Consider the following 20147-nt stretch of genomic DNA (forward strand, 5'->3'; position numbering starts at 1 on the left):
CATTTTCTTATCTGAATTCATTTTCTTATCTGAATTCATTTTCTTATCTGAATTCATTTTCTTATCTGAATTCATTTTCTTATCTGAATTCATTTTCTTATCTGAATTCATTTTCTTATCTGAATTCATTTTCATGCCTGAATTCATTTTCATGCTAGCCATTGAGGACGAATGATCCATATCCCCCATCATTAGCGACATCATTTCTCTCATCACCGGTTTGGGCTCAGGAAAGGGTTGTACTTGCTTAAAATTAACCACTTGATGAGGCGTTGTTACTAAAGCACCATAAGCTGCTCCTACAGTATCGATTGATTCAGCATAAATAATATAAGGGTCATTTTTTTTTATTTTAACCAACACATCAAAGGTCTCTCCTGGCGCTATTTTAAACTCATTAATAGTGTAAGATGTTACATCATTTCCTTGCACATGAACCATTTGCAGGGTGGTATTTGGAATTTTTACATTAAATATAGTACTGCCACCTGCCCCAATAAAGCGCAACCGCACCACATCGCCAACTGTCACAGGAGCAGTCCAAGGAGAGGCGTTTGGTTGTCCATTTAATAGAAATGCATCATAAGCCACATCACTAATATCATAAATACTCATGCGCATCTGCTGCATCATTTTATAATCATCAATGATTTTTTTACGCTCATCAGCAGATGCTTTTTTATAATCATGAATAAATTTGACAAGAGAGGGTTGAAGTGGAAATTTAGGAGAGTAATAATCCCCTTCTTTTTTTAAATTCGCTAAAATTTGTTCTGGGTAGGTATTGCTCCAATCGGATAAAACAACCACATAATCTTTAGTGTATTGATAAGATGGTTTCTTTGGCGGATCAATTAAAAAAGCACCATACATACCCTGCTGCTCTTGCAGACCCGCATGCGCGTGATACCAATAAGTTCCTGCTTGATGAAGAGTAAATTGATAGTGAAAAACGCCACCTGGTGGAATACCTTTTTGATTTACGCCTTCAACCCCATCCATTTGCCAAGGCATAAGGATTCCATGCCAATGGATAGCCGTATCCTTATCTAGACGGTTATACACATTAATTGTTACGTGATCACCTTCTTTAAAATGTAAGGTAGGCGCTGGAATTTGATCATTGACCGCAATTGCTTTTCTGGACTTGCCTGCAAAATAAACTGTTTTATAAGCAACCGTTAAATTAATCACACGCACCGCTGCAAAACTACTGGATACAAAAAACAGCACAAGACTGATTATTAATATTTTTTTTAACACGTGTATTCTCCCTGAATACCAATCAGCCTAACGATGTATCTATTATTTCAAGAAAGGCATTTCAAAATTCCGCACCGTGATGATGCCCCTCGCCCTCTGCTTTAGGTAGCGACATCACACCAAGTCCATAACGAAACACTAATTCAGCGCCTCGCCATGCAGTAGCCAATAATAACCCTTGTACACTAAGTAAAACAATAATAAATGTAATGGTAATTACTTTGCGTTTATAGGTGCGCCAAATAGACCAAAGCGCCGTCAGTATCATCGTGCCCGCAGTAACAAGCGCCCAATTGCGAGGATCAATCATTACAAGGTGAGAAGGAGCATCGTGCCTCACCGTATTAAAGGCATAAAGACCTGCTAACACCGTACCAATGACTAAAACACCTACTACCCATAAACACCAGCGAGCAACCAGTTCAAATTCAGCAGCTGTCTTTGGAAGGATAGCTAGCTTGCTACAGAGATAAGCTAAACTATAAAAACCTAATGAGGTGCTGAACAAAGCCACGGTAAAATGAACAAAAATGGGATGCCAATGGGTATAATTTCTATCATTTTTTAGTCCTTATGAATAGAGCGTTTAACCCTTCTTATTATTTTCTAAAGCAGTCAATTTGTTTTTCATCCAATCAATTTCTGATTGTTGAGATGATATAATTGAATCGCATAGTTTTTTAATTTCCAAATCTTGAAGAGGCGCATTCTGACACATTAAAATAGCTCCCGCATGATGCGGAATCATCGATTTAAGAAACTCTTTATCAGATATTGCCGTTTGATTTCTAATGAGCACAATAAACAGGATTAAAAAAACAACCATTAAACTGATGAGAACTGTATTAACTACCCTATTGGGGTACATCGCATTCATTAACACTAATTCAATTAAAATCATAGGGGCCATCATCATGCATAAAATGATAAAGCATTCACATCCTCATTATCCGGATGTTCATCATCGGCATGATCATAAATAAGTATATTTCAATGTAAATTTTGGGCTTGAATTGATGTAGAGGCTCACTTTCTATCTGGTTTGTTAGGCGCAGTCATTATTTTATTGCTGTGGTCACTTTAAATAAATTTTTATACAATAAACGATTGGCTTGTAAAATGCGCAGCGCTTCGGTCCAGTAATAAAGTTCTAACCAAGTTTCTCGTACATTGCGAATTAACGTTAAGGCTTTTTCGTGCGCTTTTCTATGCTCCGCAAGTGCTAGCGCCCGGCTTTGTTTTGATTTCATGGATAAGGAACGACCACGAGCAAACGTTTGTTGCAATCCTACTTGCTCCATCGTCATTTCGTCTTGGGTAAAACTAAAAGAATCAGTCGGCACATTAGCAACTCCAACGACCAATTGCGGATCAGTTAATTGACCCTCAGCAATAGCTTGTTGTTGTAATGCCGCACTCGCTGCTTGAAAGCGGTGTAATTCAGGCGAAGTAGCAAGAGCTAACGATTCTGCTTCAGATAAAGTAAGCTTTTTTTCCTTGTTTATGGCCAAGGAAGGAAAATTTATGGTCACAAAGATTTATTAGAATAACCCATCGAATAGGGCAATGTTGTTTCATGTGATACAGTCCATTCCATGTGCTCTAATGGATGAATAAATTATGGGTCATCTCAATAGTAATTATTGATTCTAACACCATAAATTCTTTCATAACCACTAAATCCATAAACATTTAGTTTCTTGTTATTATGGGCTATAAAGCGGCTAAGAAAATTTAAATCTTTATTGGATTAATTAAATAGTCTCCCTATATTGTGTTTATGATTCCGTTACACTTCTAATAGCCATTTAATAGTCAACATTATTAACCCTACGGCATAGATAAAGTGTCTTTTTGCATTCTATTTGCAAGGTAGTATGGGAAATTTTAAATTGGTTTAATAATAATAACTGAACTTCATCCCTGACCAGTTCTTCCTTAAAACGAGAATCAATGACAAGGTGAGCTGTTAAGCTAATCTTATCGGAAGTAATAGCCCAAATATGTAAATCATGTACGTCTAAAATACCTTTTATAGACATTATTCGAGACTTAATTTGGTTAAAATCAATTCCTGCGGGTACGCCTTCTAAAAGGATGTTTATAGTCTCTTTTAAAAGTATCCACGTGCGGGGCAATACCCACAATCCAATTAAAACTGCGATAGCTGAGTCCACCCAGCTCCAATCTGTGAAGCGAATTAAAAGCGCTGCAATAATCACCCCTACAGAGCCTAACATATCACTCCAGACCTCAAGATAAGCACTTTTTAAATTTAAATTTTTATCTTTGTCACGGGATAATAAATACATAGATGCTAAATTAATAAGCAGACCGAGACTGGCAATAATTAACATACCGGTGGAATAAATTTCAGGAGGTTGTTTTAACCGTTGATATGCCTCATATATAATATAAAGCGCTACTACAAAAAGAAGAGCGGCATTAAATGCAGCAGCTAGAATTTCAAATCGATAGTAACCAAAGGTACGGCGTGCATCAGCCGGTCGTTTACTTACACGGATAGCAATTAGTGCAATAATTAACGCAGTAACATCGGTTAACATATGCGCAGCATCGGAGATTAATGCAAGGCTACCGGTTAAAATACCGCCGATTACCTCAGCAATCAAAAAACCACCTGTTAATGAAAGAGCCCACCAAAGTGATTGTTCTCTCGAAACTCCTTGAACATTGGGCTTAATCTTTTTGTCCATAATGTCTTCCTAACAATGATGTGTCACATCACTCCCGATGCATCTAACAATTAGCACTTAAAGGCACTTGGCACACCCTTTATAACATTCTAAATGAAACCCCATGTAAAAAAATGGCTGCAAACATTAGAAAAATAAAGAGAACAATAATGAAATACCGGCTTTTTCTTTTTTTAAAAATGAAAAGAGAAAGCCCGCATAACACAATAACTGCGGCTGACAGAGCGACTAAAAACCATGGAGTAAGTTCCATCATCTTTCCTAGACTGATTAAACACCTGAGCTATTCTTTAGGTTCATGCAGATGTCCACCATCACCACCAAACCCTCCTTGATATCCTTCCTCAGGATGAGCTGTATCAGGATTGTTTTTTGCACAGGACATTAAACTGCAACCTAATAAGAATACCCCTATCAAAACAATAATTTTTTTAAATCCCATAGTCATTTTTTATTTCCTTTTGAATCGATACCTATTAAGCATAACATACTGAATACTAGTATGTATTCCTCTTCTATTTGAGGATAATATGTCCCAACCCCAACACTACATCATTTATTTTTATTATATTCCTCCAAATAATTAATTATCTTGGTGACATCGTTAATGTTCATAGGCTTTGCAAAGCAAGGGTAAAGACTGTTTTTTAAAATTTTATGAGGTGATGTACTCAGTAATATAATGGGGGTCAGTTTATTAAAAATTGATTGTTCCCGGATCAGGTCAATCAGTTCAAAACAATCACCTTCTTTATTAAGCTCAGCATCAATCAAAATGACATGATAGGTTTTTAATTCCACCAAAACTAAGGTGGATTCAACATCCAAAGCCATATCGACACAATGCCCCAATTGAGTTATTTGAGCGCGTATGATAATACGTGCGCCAAGAGAGGGTTCGGTTACTAAAAAATGCAATGACCCATTCATATATCACCTCTCAATACATAATCTCTTTTGTTAACACGACCCTTCTTTCTTATTTTTAATGCCTACACACGGCATGCCTTAAAGCACTACAAATCCAAACATTCAAACTCACCCTTAAGTTTTTTGCAGCCATGAATACATCCCGATGAAGTTCGGGCGAAACAGTGAGTGCCAATTGGCCTGATAAAGGTACTTCAGGCTCTTTCAATTGTTTCTCACAACTTTTTAGATAATTATCAATCGCTTCCATGAACGCATTTTTTAACTGATGAGACATGGTTGCCTGAAAAGTAATTACCGTCTGCGTATTAATTATTTCTCCAAAAAACAATTCATTGAGATCGTCAAATACCACATGACCTATGTAGCCTTTATACTGCAACATAACGACCTCCTAACTCATGTAACAAGCGTACTATTTACGCCCTTTAATTACTTAATTAACGTGTCACTTTCGGCTAAATGACTCTTTTTCATATAGCTTTTATGAGAATTCAGCAATCGTAAACCATTTGCCACCACAATTAAACTAGCGCCCATATCAGCAAATACAGCCATCCACAGGGTAGCTAATCCACTAAGAGCTAAAATAAAAAACACCAATTTAATAATCAGAGACAAGCTGATGTTTTGTCGTAGAATACGAGACGTTTTACGACTTAAATAAATGTATAAAGGCAGCATCGCCAGATTATCATTCATTAAAGCGACATCTGCTGTTTCTAAAGCAGTATCAGTGCCTTTCCCCATAGCAAAACTTACAGTAGCTGCAGCCAGGGCTGGGGCATCATTAATCCCATCACCTACCATCCCCACAGCTTTATATTCCTTAAGAAGAAGACTAATTGCCTTCATTTTGTCAGTAGGTAACACATTCGCTTGTACTTCATCAATTCCTACACGTTTTGCAATAGCACGAGCGGTAATGGCATTATCTCCTGTAAGCATCGCGGTTTTTATGCCTTGTTGATGCAAGGCTTCAATAGCCTTTTGACTGGTGGAACGAAGCGTATCCGCTACAGCAAAAATCGCTAACACCTTCATCTTATTGCTTAAAATCACTGTTGTTTTGCCTTCTTCTTCCAATCGCTCAAGCTCTTGTTCAACTCCTAAATTACATACTTCATTGTCTTCAGCTAATTGATGATTACCCACATAATAAAGTTCTTGGTCAACGAGGCCTTTAACACCTCGACCGGGTAATGCGGTAAATTGATCTATAGAGAGCATTTCTTCATTAGGTTGCTCTTTATGCCAATAGGCCACCAATGCGTGTGCTACGGGATGTTCGGAGTGAGAATCAAGGCTTGCTGCCAAGAGTAATAACTCGCTCTTTGTATGGTTTTTATCATAAGCAATAAAATCAGTAACTACCGGTTTTCCTTCGGTTAATGTGCCTGTTTTATCCAGAGCAATTAATTTTAAGCGGTATCCATTCTCTAAATAACTTCCCCCTTTAATGAGTATCCCGCTCTTTGCTGCAGCGGCTAAACCACTTACCACTGTAACAGGTGTCGAGATAACTAAAGCACAAGGACACGCAATGACCAGTAAGGTTAATGCTTTATAGATCCAATCATAAAAGGGATAGCCAAATACCAAGGGTGGGATGAGGGCGATTAGAACGGCAATGAGGACCATTATTGGGGTATAGTATCTCGCAAATTGATCGACAAATCGCTGAGTTGGCGCACGCTCACTTTGTGCTTGTTCAATTGCTTTGCCAATTTTTGCAAGTAGGGTATCCCCTGAAGCATTACTCACTTTAACCTCAAACGAACCATGTTCATTGAGTGTTCCGGCAAAAACACTATCCCCTACTCGTTTACTCACCGGCATTGATTCTCCAGTAATAGGCGCTTGATTCACCGTACTTTGACCTGAAATCAAATGACCATCGAGAGGAATACGCTCACCGGGTTTCACTCTAAATACGGCACCAGGTTGTACTTCTGTAACAAGTAGTGTGTGCCATTGACCATTGTCCCCTTTAACCAGAGCGACCTCTGGGGCAATTTCCATTAAACTTCGAATCGCCTGACGTGCCTTATCTAAGGAATAACGCTCAATACGCTCAGCAAGTGCAAATAAAACGGTCACCATTGCAGCTTCTGGCCATGCACCAATAAAGGCAGCACCCGTTATGGCAATTAACATTAAGCTGTTAATGTTCATCGCTTTCGTGCGTAAAGCAATCCACCCTTTTTTAATGGTTGCAGGACCACTTAACGCTATAGCTAATAAGGCAGGAACAATGACCCAAATGGATTGTTCTGATGCAAAATAATACGCAGCTAATTCTGAAAAAAGTGCAAATAATCCAGCAATTCCAATGGCACCCCAAGACGCATCAATACCAAAACGCTTGCCCTTTTGGTCTGACACATTGCTACTTTTAGAACGAACGCTCATACCCAGGCTTTCAATTTTTTGCTGGATGGGCTCAATAGTGGGTAAACAATGGTGTACGGTTACTTCTTCCGCGATGAAATTAAAATCTAATTGTTTTATTTCAGGTATGGTTTGTAATTGCTTTCTGATTAATTGTTCCTCAGAAGGACAATCAAGGCCTGCAACAAAAAAGGTCGTTAATGTTAAAGGTGCGGTCATAATTAACACTCCAAATAGGCCTTGTTCTACCAATTAAGATATTCAACACCTTGCTCTCAAAGACGTGTTCCATTAGAAAAATCCTATTAACTGTCCGTCTCTTCGGTAAAGTGCTTTAGCATGTCATCTAAAATACAGCGTACATGCGCATCATAAATACTGTAATAAATGTGTTTGCCTTCTCGGTTAGCAACGAGCAGTCGAGCCGAACGAAGTAAACTCAAATGATGACTGGTTAGTGGTACCGATAATTGTAATTGTTGTGCCAGTTCAGAAACAGACTTAGCACCTTCCAAACAAGTCACCAAAAGTCTTAAGCGATTAGGTTCACCCATTAAATGTAAAATATCGCTTAGCGTTATCATTTGATCGTGTGTTAGCATAATGACTTAAACAATTAAACAAGTATTTAACTATTAATATAGCTAAATACCGTGCTTTGTCAAATTCACTCTGACTTTTTTTGTGGACTGAGTTGCCCTTTTTTACGGCGGTCATGAAAAATGTAATATAGTCCTGGTAAAACCAACAGGGTCAGGAAAGTGGATGAAATAATCCCGCCAATAACTACTGTTGCCAAAGGGCGTTGCACCTCAGAACCGGTGCCTGTTGCAAGTGCCATAGGCACAAAACCCAAGGAGGCGACTAACGCGGTCATCAATACTGGGCGAAGTCGTGCTAGGGAGCCTTGCAATACTGCATCTTTTAAATAAAACTTTTTTTGTTCCCGTAACTTTTTGATGAAGGTAATCATTACTAGGCCATTTAATACAGCAACACCTGATAAGGCAATAAACCCAACACCTGCTGAAATGGATAAAGGAATTCCTCGTAGCCAGAGTGCGAAGATACCCCCTGTTAATGCTAAAGGGATTCCAGAGAATACTAAAAGGGCATCTTTTACGCTTCCAAAGCTCATAAACAGCAATAAAAAGATGGTCACTAAGGTGATAGGGATAACGATTTGTAGTCGAGAAGATGCGGACTGCAATTGCTCAAACTGACCGCCCCAAGTAATCCAATACCCACTGGGTACTTTAACATTTTGTTCGATGCGTTGTTTTGCATCCATCACAAAGGAGCTTAAATCCCGACCTCGAACATTCGCACTAACAACCACTCGACGCTTGCCTATTTCCCGGCTAATTTGATTTGGGCTTTCGCTGCGCGTCATTTTCGCAACCTCACTCAGCGGAATGAAATGGCGCATACCATCTTTAGACAATGGTAATGGGATAAAAACCTGTTTTAGCACGTCAGGGTCGAGCCGCAATGATTCAGGCAAACGAACCACCAAGTCAAAGCGCTTATCCCCTTCAAAAAGTTCCCCACCTTTTTTACCACCGGTAGCGATGACAACCGCGTCTTGGACAGTACCAATTTGTAAGCCATAGCGTGCCAGTGCATCTCGATTAATGTCCACTGTTAGCAAAGGAAGGCCGCTGACTTGCTCCACTTTCACATCCGCAGCGCCCGGTGTTTTTTCAAGTTGGGCATCAATTGTTTCAGCAATTTTTAATAGGGTGCCCATGTCATCACCAAATACTTTGACAGCCACATCGCTCCGAACACCAGAAATTAATTCGTTAAACCGCATTTGAATGGGTTGAGTAAACTCATAGTTATTTCCTGGGATTTTTTTTATGGCCTCTTCAATTTCTTGCACCAACTCTTGTTTGGTTTTTTTAGGATTTGGCCAGTCGTCCCGTGGCTTTAGCATGATAAAGGTATCCGCTGCATTAGGCGGCATAGGGTCTGTTGCCACTTCAGCAGTACCAATCTTAGCAAACACGCTCTTAACCTCAGGAAATTGCTTTACCCGCTTCTCCACCATATCCTGCATGGCAATGGATTGGGTAAGGCTGGTACCCGGTATACGCATGACCTGCATGGCAATGTCTCCTTCATCAAGGCTTGGAATAAATTCGCCACCCAGACGAAAAGCAATAATAAGGCTTACAACCACTAAGACCCCAGCAATACTCACCACCCAGATTCGCGCATGAAAGCAACGTCTTAAGGCACGCTCATACCCCTGGGAAATATAATGAACTAACCAGTTTTGCTTTTCCTGAACTCGGCCTCGCAAGAAAATAGCAATAGCCGCAGGAATAAAGGTTAAGGCAAAAAGCATGGAGGCCATTAGCGCAATAATCACCGTTTCAGCCATCGGCAAAAACATTTTCCCTTCAACACCTGTGAGCGTAAGGATAGGCAAGTACACTACAGTGATAATGAACACACCAAAAATACTAGGTCGAATGACTTCGGTGGTTGCATGGGAAATGACTTTTAATCGCTCTTCAAGGGTTAACAGCCGCTTTAGTTCATGCTGTTGTTCCCCTAAATGTTTGATGCAATTTTCAACAATAATCACGGCGCCATCGACAATCAAACCAAAATCAAGTGCACCTAGGCTCATGAGGTTCGCACTGATTTTATTCGTCACCATGCCGGTAATAGTAAGCAACATGGACAAAGGGATGACCATCGCAGTAATAAGCGCTGCACGAATATTCCCTAAAAACAAAAAGAGAATGATGCAGACTAATAAAGCCCCTTCAAGGAGATTTTTTTTCACAGTATTAATCGTGGCATTAACAAGTAGCGTACGGTTATAAACAGTAACTGCCTCAACCCCTGCGGGAAGGGATTTATTAATTTCTTTCATTTTGGCAGCCACGCGTTCTGAAACGGTGCGACTGTTTTCTCCCAACAACATAAATACCGTTCCTAATACCACTTCTTGACCGTCTTCTGTGGCAGCTCCAGTACGTAACTCCTTACCCAGTGCCACATCAGCCACATCACGAATGCGTACTGGTGTTCCTTCAAAACTGGCTACCACAATATTTTCAATATCAGGGATGTTTTGTACTTGACCTGGAACTCGAATAAGACTTTGTTCGCCATTGCTCTCAATATATCCCGCACCTACATTCGCATTATTGCGCTGAAGTGATTCAACCACATCAGTTAAACTCAAGTTGTAGCGAACTAATTTTGCAGGATCTGGCGTAATATGAAATTGTTTTTCATACCCACCAATAGTGTTGACCTCGGCAACTCCCTCCACATTGCGCAACTGGGGCTTAATAATCCAATCTTGAATCGTGCGAAGCTCTGTTGGGTTGTAACGTTGTTTCTCTGAAAGATTCGGTTTATTGGTTACTGTGAACATGAAAATCTCTCCAAGTCCTGTGGAGATGGGACCTAAAGAAGTCTCAACTTCGGGTGGTAACTTATTTTTTACTTCCTGCAATCGCTCATTGATTAATTGACGCGCAAAATAAATGTCCGTGCCATCTTTAAAAATCACCGTGATTTGAGATAATCCATAACGAGAAAGAGAGCGCGTGTAATCTAAATGAGGTAATCCGCTCATCGCGAGTTCAATAGGAAAGGTAATGCGTTGTTCTACCTCAAAGGGTGAATAGCCTGAGGCTTGAGTATTAATTTGCACCTGCACATTGGTAATATCAGGAACCGCATCAATAGGAAGCTTTTGAAAGTTATAGACACCAAAAAGTGCTATAACCAATGTAAACAGCAGGATAAACCAACGGTGTCTTAGTGAAAATCGGATGATTTTTTCGAGCATCTTTTATCCTTAGTCGTCATGGCTTGCGCCTTCCTTGCCAAGCTCCGCTTTAATATAGAAACTGTTTTGAGTGACATACTTCTGCCCGGCCTCCAGTCCTGATATCACCTCACCCCATTGTGAATCCTTTTGCCCAAGAACCACTGGGGTTGCTTCAAAATAATCACCTTGTTGTACATAGACTAAGTCTTGGTCACCAATACGTTGAATGGCTGAAAGAAGTACAGCGACAGGTACTGTTTTTTCTTTGATAATAATTTCCCCATTAACGTACATGCCCGGCAACCAAAGACGCTTCTCATTGAGTAAAACGGCACGTGCCAATGTGGTCTGACTGTCCTCAATACCAAGAGGGGCTATATAGGATATCGTACTGCTCGAATTAGGTTTGCCTTCATCGCCTGTTACCCGAATAGTCATGCCTTGTTTCACCAACGGTGCATCTTTACGGTATAGACTAAAATCAGCCCAAACATTACTTAAATTCGCAACATCATAAATAGGTTTGGTGGTTTGTGCCAACTCACCATTAGTTACGTATTTTTGGACGATGGTGCCGGTAATAGGCGCGTTAATCGTATAGTTTTGTAAGCTTTCATTGCTTTCAATAGTCACCAGCGGTTCACCTTTAGTGACTTCTTCGCCTAAATACTTATTCATCGATTTGATAATGCCCGCATAACGCGCATAAATAGGCGCCATCGTATCTCGATTAGGGACTATTTTCCCTACTACTTTTATCTGGGTTTTTATAATCTTACTTTTTGCGGTTTCCGTTTGAATGTCCGCGGCTTTAAGCGTAGCTGGCAGCAGTTTCACGCGACCTTCATAGCTTGCGTAATTCCATTCATACGATTGCCCCGATAACACTAATTTAACGGAGACATCAAACGAATGGGGCTCTTGAATCACTTGATTACTTTGCAAATAGTCTTCAACAGGAATAAACGTAATGTCTTCTTTTTTCTGATTAAAACGGGTTAGTTGTACCGTAAGCTGGGCTTGTTTTGGGGAAATTATTGTATCGTTTTGATATATATAGGCGCGAAAATGAGGAGGCATGCCCCGATTAAATAACTGAAGTTCAAGACTTATCTCTCCTTTTTTAAGTAAACGGCCGCCTGTTGGCCCCTTCTCTATTTGCTCTTTCTTCTCCTGAGGCACATTAGCTTCATTAGAACAACCTGACATAAAACTAAAACTTACCAAAAAAATGATGAGCATAAAAAAAGATTTAAATAGCAGTCGGTTCATTTACTCTCCTTAGTGGGATGTAATCCCAAGAGTCCTGTGAGCTGGATTAAGGTTTTATGATAATCCGCATGAGCTTGTTGGTAATGGCGCTCCTCTTCAAACAAAGTGTTTAAAGAAAGTGATAATTCAAGGTAGGTGTAACGCCCCATTTTGTAGCCCTCCTGAGCCAATCTAATCGATTTACGCGCCAAAGGAAGTAGGGAGTTGGTGACCAAATTGGCTTCATATTGGCTCTGTTGGGCTTGCAAGAAGGCGGTATAAACATTTTGTCTTACATCAAGGCGTGTGCCTTGATATAGGTGGGCAGTCTGCGTGTATTGGGCTTCTGCCGTAAGAATTTTCCCCTGATTTCTATTGTATACCGGCACCTCAGCATTAACTGAGGCCACCACCGCATTAGAACCGTCGTCTTCAAAATGTCGTCCGCCCAATTGCACATTTAAGTCAGGCCATACGGCCTTTTTAACGGCAGTGATGGTAGCACGTTTGGCTTGTAATTGGATTTGTACTTGTTGTAATTGCGGGCTTTGTGGCAGTTTCTTAATTAACTCTGGCCATTTCAATGTCACATCAGGAAGCCCTTTATCGACTAAACGACGGTCTTCTCGCAAACCATCACCCAAAAGGCGCGATAATTTGGCGCGTTGAGCCAGTGTATCTCGACCTGCTTTTTGCTCTTGAATGCGCGCATCACCGAGTCGCACTTGAGCTAACCGTAAATCCAGTTCCGCGCCAGCGCCTGCTTTTACCCGTCTATCAATAGCGGCTACAATATCCTCGTTGACACGAGTCAATTTTTTCGTAACCTCATGCCACTGACCTGCATACAAAGCATCTACATAAGCGGTGCCTACATTCATGTATAACGTGGCCTTATATACCTGAATTTGTGCTAAAGAAGCGAGGTAATCACCATACGTAGCTCTTTGTTGATAATACAAACGGTTTCCTAAAGGGATAGGTTGGGTAATAGACGCTGTGGTTTCTGCAGCTTCATAGCTTGAATAAGAACCTGAACCACCAAAGTTTTCTGCGGTTAAGGTCACTTGGGGATTAGGGTAGAGTCCGCTTTGGATGAAGTACCCACGCATGGCATGCGCTTTATCAATTTCAGCCTGCAATTCTGGATTGTTACGATAAGCAATATCGACTGCTTCTTTAAATGTTAGGAGGTGAGCAGCCATCACTTCGTTGAACACAAAGACGCATAAAAACCCAAGCACTCCTCTTGAAAAATAAAGCATTCCCTACCTTAAAATGTCTGCAATAGCAATCTTCTTCTGAGTTTACTCTTAAACAGATTAATTATACAGCCCTGCCATTTATTCTTTAAAAATCATTTCAAAACTTAGGGATACATGTTAAAACAAATACATTGATCATTCAATTAATGCTTTATTATAAGTGATTCTGTTATGTTGATTCGTTTTATAGGCTTAATTCTGTTGATGCATACCTCTCTCATAATAGCCAAACCTTTAACAGTAGGCATTGTATCTTACGATCCCCCATTTACTGTGCGTGCAGATAATGATCATTACTTTGGTTTTGATATAGAGCTTATGAGCAGTCTATGTACTGAAATGAAAACCCAATGCCAGTTTAAACCCATGCCCTTTAATCAACTCTTTACCCAATTAAATAAAGGAACAATCGATTTAGCCATTGCCGCAATTATCATAACCGATGAGCGACAAAAACAATTTACATTTAGTCTTCCCTATTTAGTAAGTAACGCACGTTTTATTACCACATCAAAAAACTCAATCACGTCGATGGATGATTTCAATAAAAAAAATGTAGGCGTGATACAAGGAAGTATCTTTAAACAATGGATCACCCTTAAATTGCCAGGAATATCCATTACAGAATATCCTACTACAGAACAATTAATCAGTGCATTGAATAATAATGAAGTGGACGGTATTTTGATGGATGATTTTTCAGCAGACTATTGGATTATTAATAATCAGCAGTCTTTTACAGGGATTGGAGAACCATTACTTATAGGGACAGGCTATGGAATTATGGCTAAAAATGACTCTTTGACACTCATTACGAGAGTGAATAAAGCGCTTAGAAAAATTACCAACAATGACATTTATATGACTTTATATAAGAAATATTTTCATACCATTCCTATGCACTAATGATTATAAACGCTTTCATTCTAATTCTTTTTAAATTAGAGTTAATCTATTGAAACTAATACGGATAGTAACAGGATAAGATGTTTTTTATTTTAACACTTTTAGTGTTCTTATGCTCCTGTTCCTCGTCTACAGAAAACACTAAATCTAATAATGACGCTCCGAAGAAACGCAGCTTTGGAGGCTATCAACCTCACCATCCACGACATTAACAGAGGATGAGTTACTCTCATTAGAAGGAGCAAACTATGGACATAAAACGCTTTATCCAGAGTTCATTATTCACCAAAAGTGCTAAAATCCCATTGCTTTATTCTATTGATATCACTGGCAATAGCAAGTGATCATCCTGCATCTGAAGTGATTATTCCTACGACTGCTCTAGAAATTTTTCAAGAGATTGATGAGTGCACTAGGCCTTATTAGATCACCGAGTCTATATTAAAAAATACGGTGTTGACCCAGACGAGATAGAAAAATGGTAATGGTAAATGAATAAGGTTTTAGCTTTTTTCGAAATTTTTATTATAAAGTCAAAACAATATTTGTAACCAGCAAATACGTTCCCCTTTTTTGATTTCCAAATAAATTTTGAGTAACTGGTAACCCAAAACCAAACTGAAAGATAAGTTTTTTTGAGGAAATCCACAGTGAAGGGGGCTCTGTGGAAGAACCCCCAAAAGTGGTCGTTCTGAGTTAACACGTTTCAGATCGCTAGCCAGCATGTCTTATTAGTGATCTATTGTTGTCCCACAAATTGTTATTTGATAATTTATCAAGAAATTCCTGTAGGTTTTTGGATAATAGTTTACTAACTGATAAGATTCTTTTATCAAATTGTTCCTTAGCATTCTTACTGCCAACAATATGCGTGATCCCTTTTATTGCAAACATAGGGGTTGTTGTTAACATGCTAACCCAAGCGACTGCAGCTGCTTCCATGTCCCTTGCAGCACATCTGTTTTTTAAAATAATTTGGTAATCAGTGTCATTTTTATCAAATGAATCACCAGAGCATATTATTCCTTTTTTTAGATTAATCTCATTTCCAATTAAGTGGGTATCAGAGGAGATATAGCCACCAAACCCATACTGGGAATAACCTGAATTTGGCATTCTTCTATCAATAAAATAGATTTTTCGGCTTATGTAAATATCTCCAATCTGAGCACCACTCTCTGCTATACCCCCAGCTGTACCTATGTTGATGACTAGATCGGGATGAAAATAAGAAATTCCTAGATAAGTAGAAAGCGTAGCGGGTTGAGTTCCTATATTTTGAACATTATATAAAGGGTCTGTTCCATTCGTTATAAGAAATATATCAAAGTTAGCATATTTTCCTACATAACCTTGCATAGGCATTTTATCGAAATGGTGCTGACTTTTATGTAAGTTTAACTTGGCTATTATTGGTTTTGCTTCTTTATCCAAGGCAACAACAATTAAGATTTTTTGAATTTTTTTATCATCTATGTTGGTATTAATTTCGTTCGCATAATTATCAGGGGAGAGTAGCAACAAAAAAAACAGAAGTATTAATATAAAAACGATATTTATTAGACTGTTAATATTTTTTTTGGAAATTGGAATATTAAATTTCATTTTTTACACCTATATCGACATTTCTGTGTCTTAAGTACAAATACAGGGTGGTTTTAGAAATATTTAATTGTTCAGCAATTTTTTTTACGGGAATAGTTCCATTTTTATAAAGTGCTTCAGCAATAGCAGCTTTTTCAATGGCTGATTGAGACATGCCTTTTGGTCGACCCCCTTTGCGTCCTCTGGCGCGAGCCGATTTTAATCCTGCTTGTGTGCGTTCACGAATTAATTCTCGCTCAAACTCTGCCAACGTTGCGAAAATACCAAAAATCATCCGACCCTGCGCAGTTGATGTATCAATCGGATCATTCAAACTGATTAAGCCAACTTTTTTCTCAATCAGTTTATTAGTTAAATGGACGAGATGTGCCAGATTTCGACCCAGTCGATCCAATTTCCAAATGACCAAGATATCTTCTTCTCGAAGATTTCGCATAATTTCTTCAAGCACTGGTCTTGCCGTTTTGGCACCACTGGCAATTTCCTCATGAATTTGATCACAACCGGCTTTTTTTAAAGCATCAACTTGCATGGACAAAGATTGCTCTTTGGTTGAAATACGCGCATATCCAATTTTCATACATATGAGTCCATTTTACTAACTAAAAAATGATATTTTGAACCAAGATTTACTGAACCGCTTTATCTTACCAAAAATCGGCGTACAATACGACCTTCGTTGACTGAAAGCCCAGTCCATCCAAACCTCCGTTTTTTTGAACCCGCATGACGAACCTGAAACGTATTTATCTGCTGCCAGAAGCTGAAATTGCTGATCTGTATGCAAGACCAGTTTTTAATCAAAATGAACAACAGCTCTATTTTGATCTCAATCAGGTCGAACTGGATCAGCTGGAACAATTTGGTACTGTCAAAACAAAAACGTATTTTATTTTGCAACTTGCGTACTTCAAAGCCATGAACCAGTTTTTTACTTTTACCTTTGATGATGTTCGGTCGGATGTTGAATATGTCCTTGCCAGATTTTTTAAAAAAACAGATCCGGCTTTTGATGGTAGCATCTACCGTAAATGCATAAACCAGCAAAAACAGATTATTCTCAACCTTTTTGGGTACCGGGACTGGTCAGTGGAGCTTGCGACTGGAGTTCAGGCACACATCTGTGAATTGTTGCGATACTACCCAAAAGGTCATGACACATTTCGTCAACTGCTGGTCTGGCTTGATAATCAAAAAATTGTCATTCCAACTTACCGAAGCTTGCAGGATATGTTTACTCAGGCCTTTGTCAGTGAGGGCAAAAGACTTGATGAGCTTGTATTGTCAATACCTGGGGAGCAACAGGAGAAGTTATCAGAATTGGTCGACAGGGAAGAAGGTATAACCAAACTTAACATATTACGGGTTGATCAAAAAAACTTCACATATACCGCGTTATGTACTGAAGTTAAAAAAGCATTGGAGATTGCCGGTCTTTATCAATTTTCAAGGAATTTTCTTCCAACTCTGCTGTTATCCAAAAATGCCATTCGTTATTTCGCTGATATAGCGGAACAATATGCGGCTTCACGATTGCGAAGACTGGCCAGACCACAACAATAGTTACATGCCCTCTGTTTTATCTATCACCGCTATCAACAGATTATGGATAATTTGATCATCAGTTTTATATACCATACGAGAGCTATCATCGTTGACGCGAAAGCTTATGCAGAAAAGGCAAAAGCCGAATATCATTCGGGCCTGGTGGTTGATTTACCAAAGCTGGCCAGATTTCTCAAATGGTTCCCAAAGCGCAAAAAAGGTCTGAGTCACGATGAATTGAATCAGGCAGCCTACAGGATTCTACCGGAAGAGCAGTTTTCAACGCTGGCACAATTTATACAGGGTAGCACCTTCGATACGAAAGCAGCCATGCGTGAATTTTATCTGGAATCATCACGTCTGTTCGCACTGTATCTGAGGCCAATTCTACTGGCAGTACCCTTTGTATTTTACAGGGAAGACAGTGAGATCATGGAGTATATTGAGGTGCTGAAAACCCATTATGGCAGTGGCAAAAGCCCGGCATCGTTTAAATTACCGCAGGAGCTGGAAGACACCATATCCAGAATACAGTTTTCCTATCTGAAAAAGGATCCTGATGATAAAGAAATAGACCCACATCTATTCGAGTTCTTTGTGTACCAAAAAATGTATCGCCGCCTGGAGAAAGGTTTGCTCTGCTGTAATGAAAGTGTTTCCTTCTGTGATATAGAGCATGATTTGATTGACGCAGCTATGGTCGATGATGTTGAAAAAATAGCCAGTGAATTTGGCTATTCCAAAATTCCCGTTTATTGTGATGAACGTCTGGATGAGGCGCTCAACGAGCTGGATACCACATGGGATAAAACAACAGCACGAATAGGAAACAGTGAAAATGCTGCATTCAACGTCAGGGAAATTAAAACTAGTGGTAAAGATGACTGGAGCTTAAACTATGATAGCTTGGACAAACTGGATGATGCATTTTTCAGAACCCTGACCCAGGTGGAAATACCGGATGTCATGATGTATATCGGCGAGCGCATCAATTTGTGGCAATCCTTTACCCACATGAAAACCCGGTATAATAAAAAGAAGGCACCATCAGTTTTGGCCATCAATGCCTGCATTTTGTCCGAGGCTTTTGGAATTGGTATTGAGAAGATGGCTGAAATGTCTGATCTGAATTACAACCAGATGCGCTCGACACGGGAAGATTTTATACGCATCGAAACTCTGTGTGCAGCAAATGACATGGTGGGTAACCTGATTCATTCGCTACCTATTTTCAAGCTATGGAATTTAATGGATGACAGATTACTGGCCGATGCTGACGGGCAAAAATTACCAACCAGTGAAGGCACGATACAATCAAGATATTCAAAAAAATATCTGGGAAAATCGCCCGGCCTGTCGATTTATACCCTGATTGCAAACTTTGTTGCCGCAAATGCTAAAAATATTGGGCTTAATGAATATGAGGGACACTCTCTTTATGACCTTATCCAGGGGAATAAAACTGACATCAACATCGATATGGTAACGGGAGACAATCATTCCCTGAATAAACTCAATTTTGTTATCCTGGATTCCATCGATGTTGATTATGTCCCGAGTATCAAGGACATAAAAGAGGCAGCAAACAATCTGTATTCAGTCAAAACCCTTGAAAATTATACCGGAATTATTCGACCCAAAGGTGTTATTGATAAAAATCTGATAAAATCGCAAAAACGGGATATTATGCGGGTATTGCTTTCCTTGCTGTTACAGGAAAATACGCAAAGTAACATCGTGAGAAAATTAAACACCCATGCGCGCTATGCCAGACTTAAAAAAGCCCTGATTGAGTACAATACTATATTTAAAAGCACACATGTGTTGAACTTGATTGATAATATGGGGCTGCGAAAAGCCATACGAACCGCCAGAAATCGAACAGAAGCTTATCATCAGCTTCAGGGACTTATCAGAAAAATTTATCGGGGCGTTTTTAAGAGTCGTAAAACAGTAAACAATCAGATAAGCGCGCATGCAGTAAGATTGGTTGCAAATGCCATCATCGCCTATAACGCCATTATTTTGAACACAGTTTATGAAAGAATGCTTGCTGATAGAGTTGATGAAGCAATTATTACCGAATTTGCCAGAATTTCACCTATTGCCTGGTCGCACATTGCTTTTACCGGCAAGTACAATTTTAAAAAGAGCAATGGTGATATTGATATGGATGCTATGGTCAATGAACTTGAAAAACATTTAAAACGGCACTTCTGGAAGGAGAACTAATTCAGAACGACCACTTTTGGGGGTTCTTCCACAGGACCCCTATAGGACATGTGTTGTGACAGATCATTGATAATTACTAGCAACGAGTTGGAGGTTAAAAATTAAACATGACTCTTTTTAACCAGGATCCCAGCCTGAGGCCTTGATGCGCCGCAGATCAAACAGTGGGCATCCATCTAACTATCATTGATTTCAAAGTATTTAGCAGAGTATTCACAAACTTACCCACAGAATTTGTGG

18 protein-coding genes are annotated in these 20147 nt (G+C 39.4%); 3 read left to right on the plus strand and 15 right to left on the minus strand.

Translation table 11 applies throughout. The annotated features are described in order from the left end of the window. From BN1094_RS17755 to BN1094_RS17810, 13 genes are all read right to left on the minus strand, one after another. Window positions 1–1263 (minus strand): multicopper oxidase domain-containing protein (locus tag BN1094_RS17755; protein ID WP_245614403.1); only part of this gene is annotated, 1263 nt, incomplete at its 3' end. Between the two features lie 61 nt (window positions 1264–1324). Continuing rightward, a complete protein-coding gene (locus BN1094_RS17760; protein WP_342666492.1) occupies window positions 1325–1777 on the minus strand; it encodes a DUF2231 domain-containing protein in 453 nt (150 codons plus the stop codon). Window positions 1778–1849: 72 nt separating this feature from the next. Beyond that, entirely contained in the window at window positions 1850–2164 is a 315-nt protein-coding gene (locus BN1094_RS17765) for a DUF305 domain-containing protein (RefSeq protein WP_245614404.1), read from the minus strand. Window positions 2165–2321: 157 nt separating this feature from the next. Then, window positions 2322–2795: a TolC family protein gene (locus BN1094_RS17770; protein WP_044012621.1), complete on the minus strand. Its 474-nt coding sequence runs from the start codon at window positions 2793–2795 to the stop codon at window positions 2322–2324. A 276-nt stretch (window positions 2796–3071) separates the two neighbouring features. Next, window positions 3072–3980 carry a cation diffusion facilitator family transporter gene (locus tag BN1094_RS17775; RefSeq protein WP_044012622.1) on the minus strand — a complete coding sequence of 303 codons (909 nt, stop codon included), beginning with the start codon at window positions 3978–3980 and terminating at the stop codon, window positions 3072–3074. Window positions 3981–4263: 283 nt separating this feature from the next. After that, the gene (locus BN1094_RS19940; protein WP_169043394.1) at window positions 4264–4428 is read right to left on the minus strand and encodes a hypothetical protein; all 165 of its coding nucleotides are present in this window, start codon (window positions 4426–4428) and stop codon (window positions 4264–4266) included. 104 nt (window positions 4429–4532) lie between these two features. After that, entirely contained in the window at window positions 4533–4910 is a 378-nt protein-coding gene (locus BN1094_RS17780; protein WP_052403375.1) for a response regulator, read from the minus strand. 55 nt (window positions 4911–4965) lie between these two features. Beyond that, a complete protein-coding gene (locus BN1094_RS17785; RefSeq protein ID WP_044012623.1) occupies window positions 4966–5295 on the minus strand; it encodes a type II toxin-antitoxin system HicB family antitoxin in 330 nt (109 codons plus the stop codon). A 47-nt stretch (window positions 5296–5342) separates the two neighbouring features. Beyond that, window positions 5343–7520: a heavy metal translocating P-type ATPase gene (locus tag BN1094_RS17790; protein WP_044012624.1), complete on the minus strand. Its 2178-nt coding sequence runs from the start codon at window positions 7518–7520 to the stop codon at window positions 5343–5345. An 86-nt stretch (window positions 7521–7606) separates the two neighbouring features. Then, window positions 7607–7903 (minus strand): ArsR/SmtB family transcription factor, encoded by a 297-nt coding sequence (locus BN1094_RS17795; protein ID WP_028383794.1) that lies wholly within the window; start codon window positions 7901–7903, stop codon window positions 7607–7609. Between the two features lie 65 nt (window positions 7904–7968). Next, window positions 7969–11121 (minus strand): CusA/CzcA family heavy metal efflux RND transporter, encoded by a 3153-nt coding sequence (locus BN1094_RS17800; RefSeq protein ID WP_044012625.1) that lies wholly within the window; start codon window positions 11119–11121, stop codon window positions 7969–7971. Between the two features lie 9 nt (window positions 11122–11130). Then, window positions 11131–12375, minus strand: coding sequence for an efflux RND transporter periplasmic adaptor subunit (locus tag BN1094_RS17805; RefSeq protein ID WP_044012626.1), 1245 nt, complete (start codon window positions 12373–12375; stop codon window positions 11131–11133). Continuing rightward, window positions 12372–13559, minus strand: a complete 1188-nt coding sequence (locus BN1094_RS17810) for a TolC family protein (protein ID WP_425411925.1) — start codon at window positions 13557–13559, stop codon at window positions 12372–12374. The genes BN1094_RS17805 and BN1094_RS17810 overlap by 4 nt, the downstream gene beginning before the upstream one ends. A 231-nt stretch (window positions 13560–13790) precedes the next feature. Between BN1094_RS17810 and BN1094_RS17815 the strand changes: the two genes are divergently transcribed. Continuing rightward, the gene (locus tag BN1094_RS17815; RefSeq protein WP_245614406.1) at window positions 13791–14525 is read left to right on the plus strand and encodes a transporter substrate-binding domain-containing protein; all 735 of its coding nucleotides are present in this window, start codon (window positions 13791–13793) and stop codon (window positions 14523–14525) included. 714 nt (window positions 14526–15239) lie between these two features. On the opposite strand, the gene BN1094_RS17825 is transcribed toward BN1094_RS17815, so the two are convergent. Together BN1094_RS17825 and BN1094_RS17830 are read right to left on the minus strand one after the other, a co-directional pair. Next, window positions 15240–16130, minus strand: a complete 891-nt coding sequence (locus BN1094_RS17825; protein ID WP_044012629.1) for a phosphorylase family protein — start codon at window positions 16128–16130, stop codon at window positions 15240–15242. Then, window positions 16120–16710: a recombinase family protein gene (locus BN1094_RS17830; protein WP_044012630.1), complete on the minus strand. Its 591-nt coding sequence runs from the start codon at window positions 16708–16710 to the stop codon at window positions 16120–16122. The genes BN1094_RS17825 and BN1094_RS17830 overlap by 11 nt, the downstream gene beginning before the upstream one ends. Before the next feature lie 146 nt (window positions 16711–16856). Between BN1094_RS17830 and BN1094_RS20155 the strand changes: the two genes are divergently transcribed. Further along, a complete protein-coding gene (locus tag BN1094_RS20155; RefSeq protein WP_245614408.1) occupies window positions 16857–17693 on the plus strand; it encodes a DUF4158 domain-containing protein in 837 nt (278 codons plus the stop codon). A 42-nt stretch (window positions 17694–17735) separates the two neighbouring features. Continuing rightward, window positions 17736–19907 carry a Tn3 family transposase gene (locus BN1094_RS17835; protein ID WP_245614409.1) on the plus strand — a complete coding sequence of 724 codons (2172 nt, stop codon included), beginning with the start codon at window positions 17736–17738 and terminating at the stop codon, window positions 19905–19907. Window positions 19908–20147 lie beyond the last annotated feature (240 nt).

The organism is Legionella massiliensis (genome assembly GCF_000756815.1).
Lineage (GTDB): Bacteria > Pseudomonadota > Gammaproteobacteria > Legionellales > Legionellaceae > Tatlockia > Tatlockia massiliensis.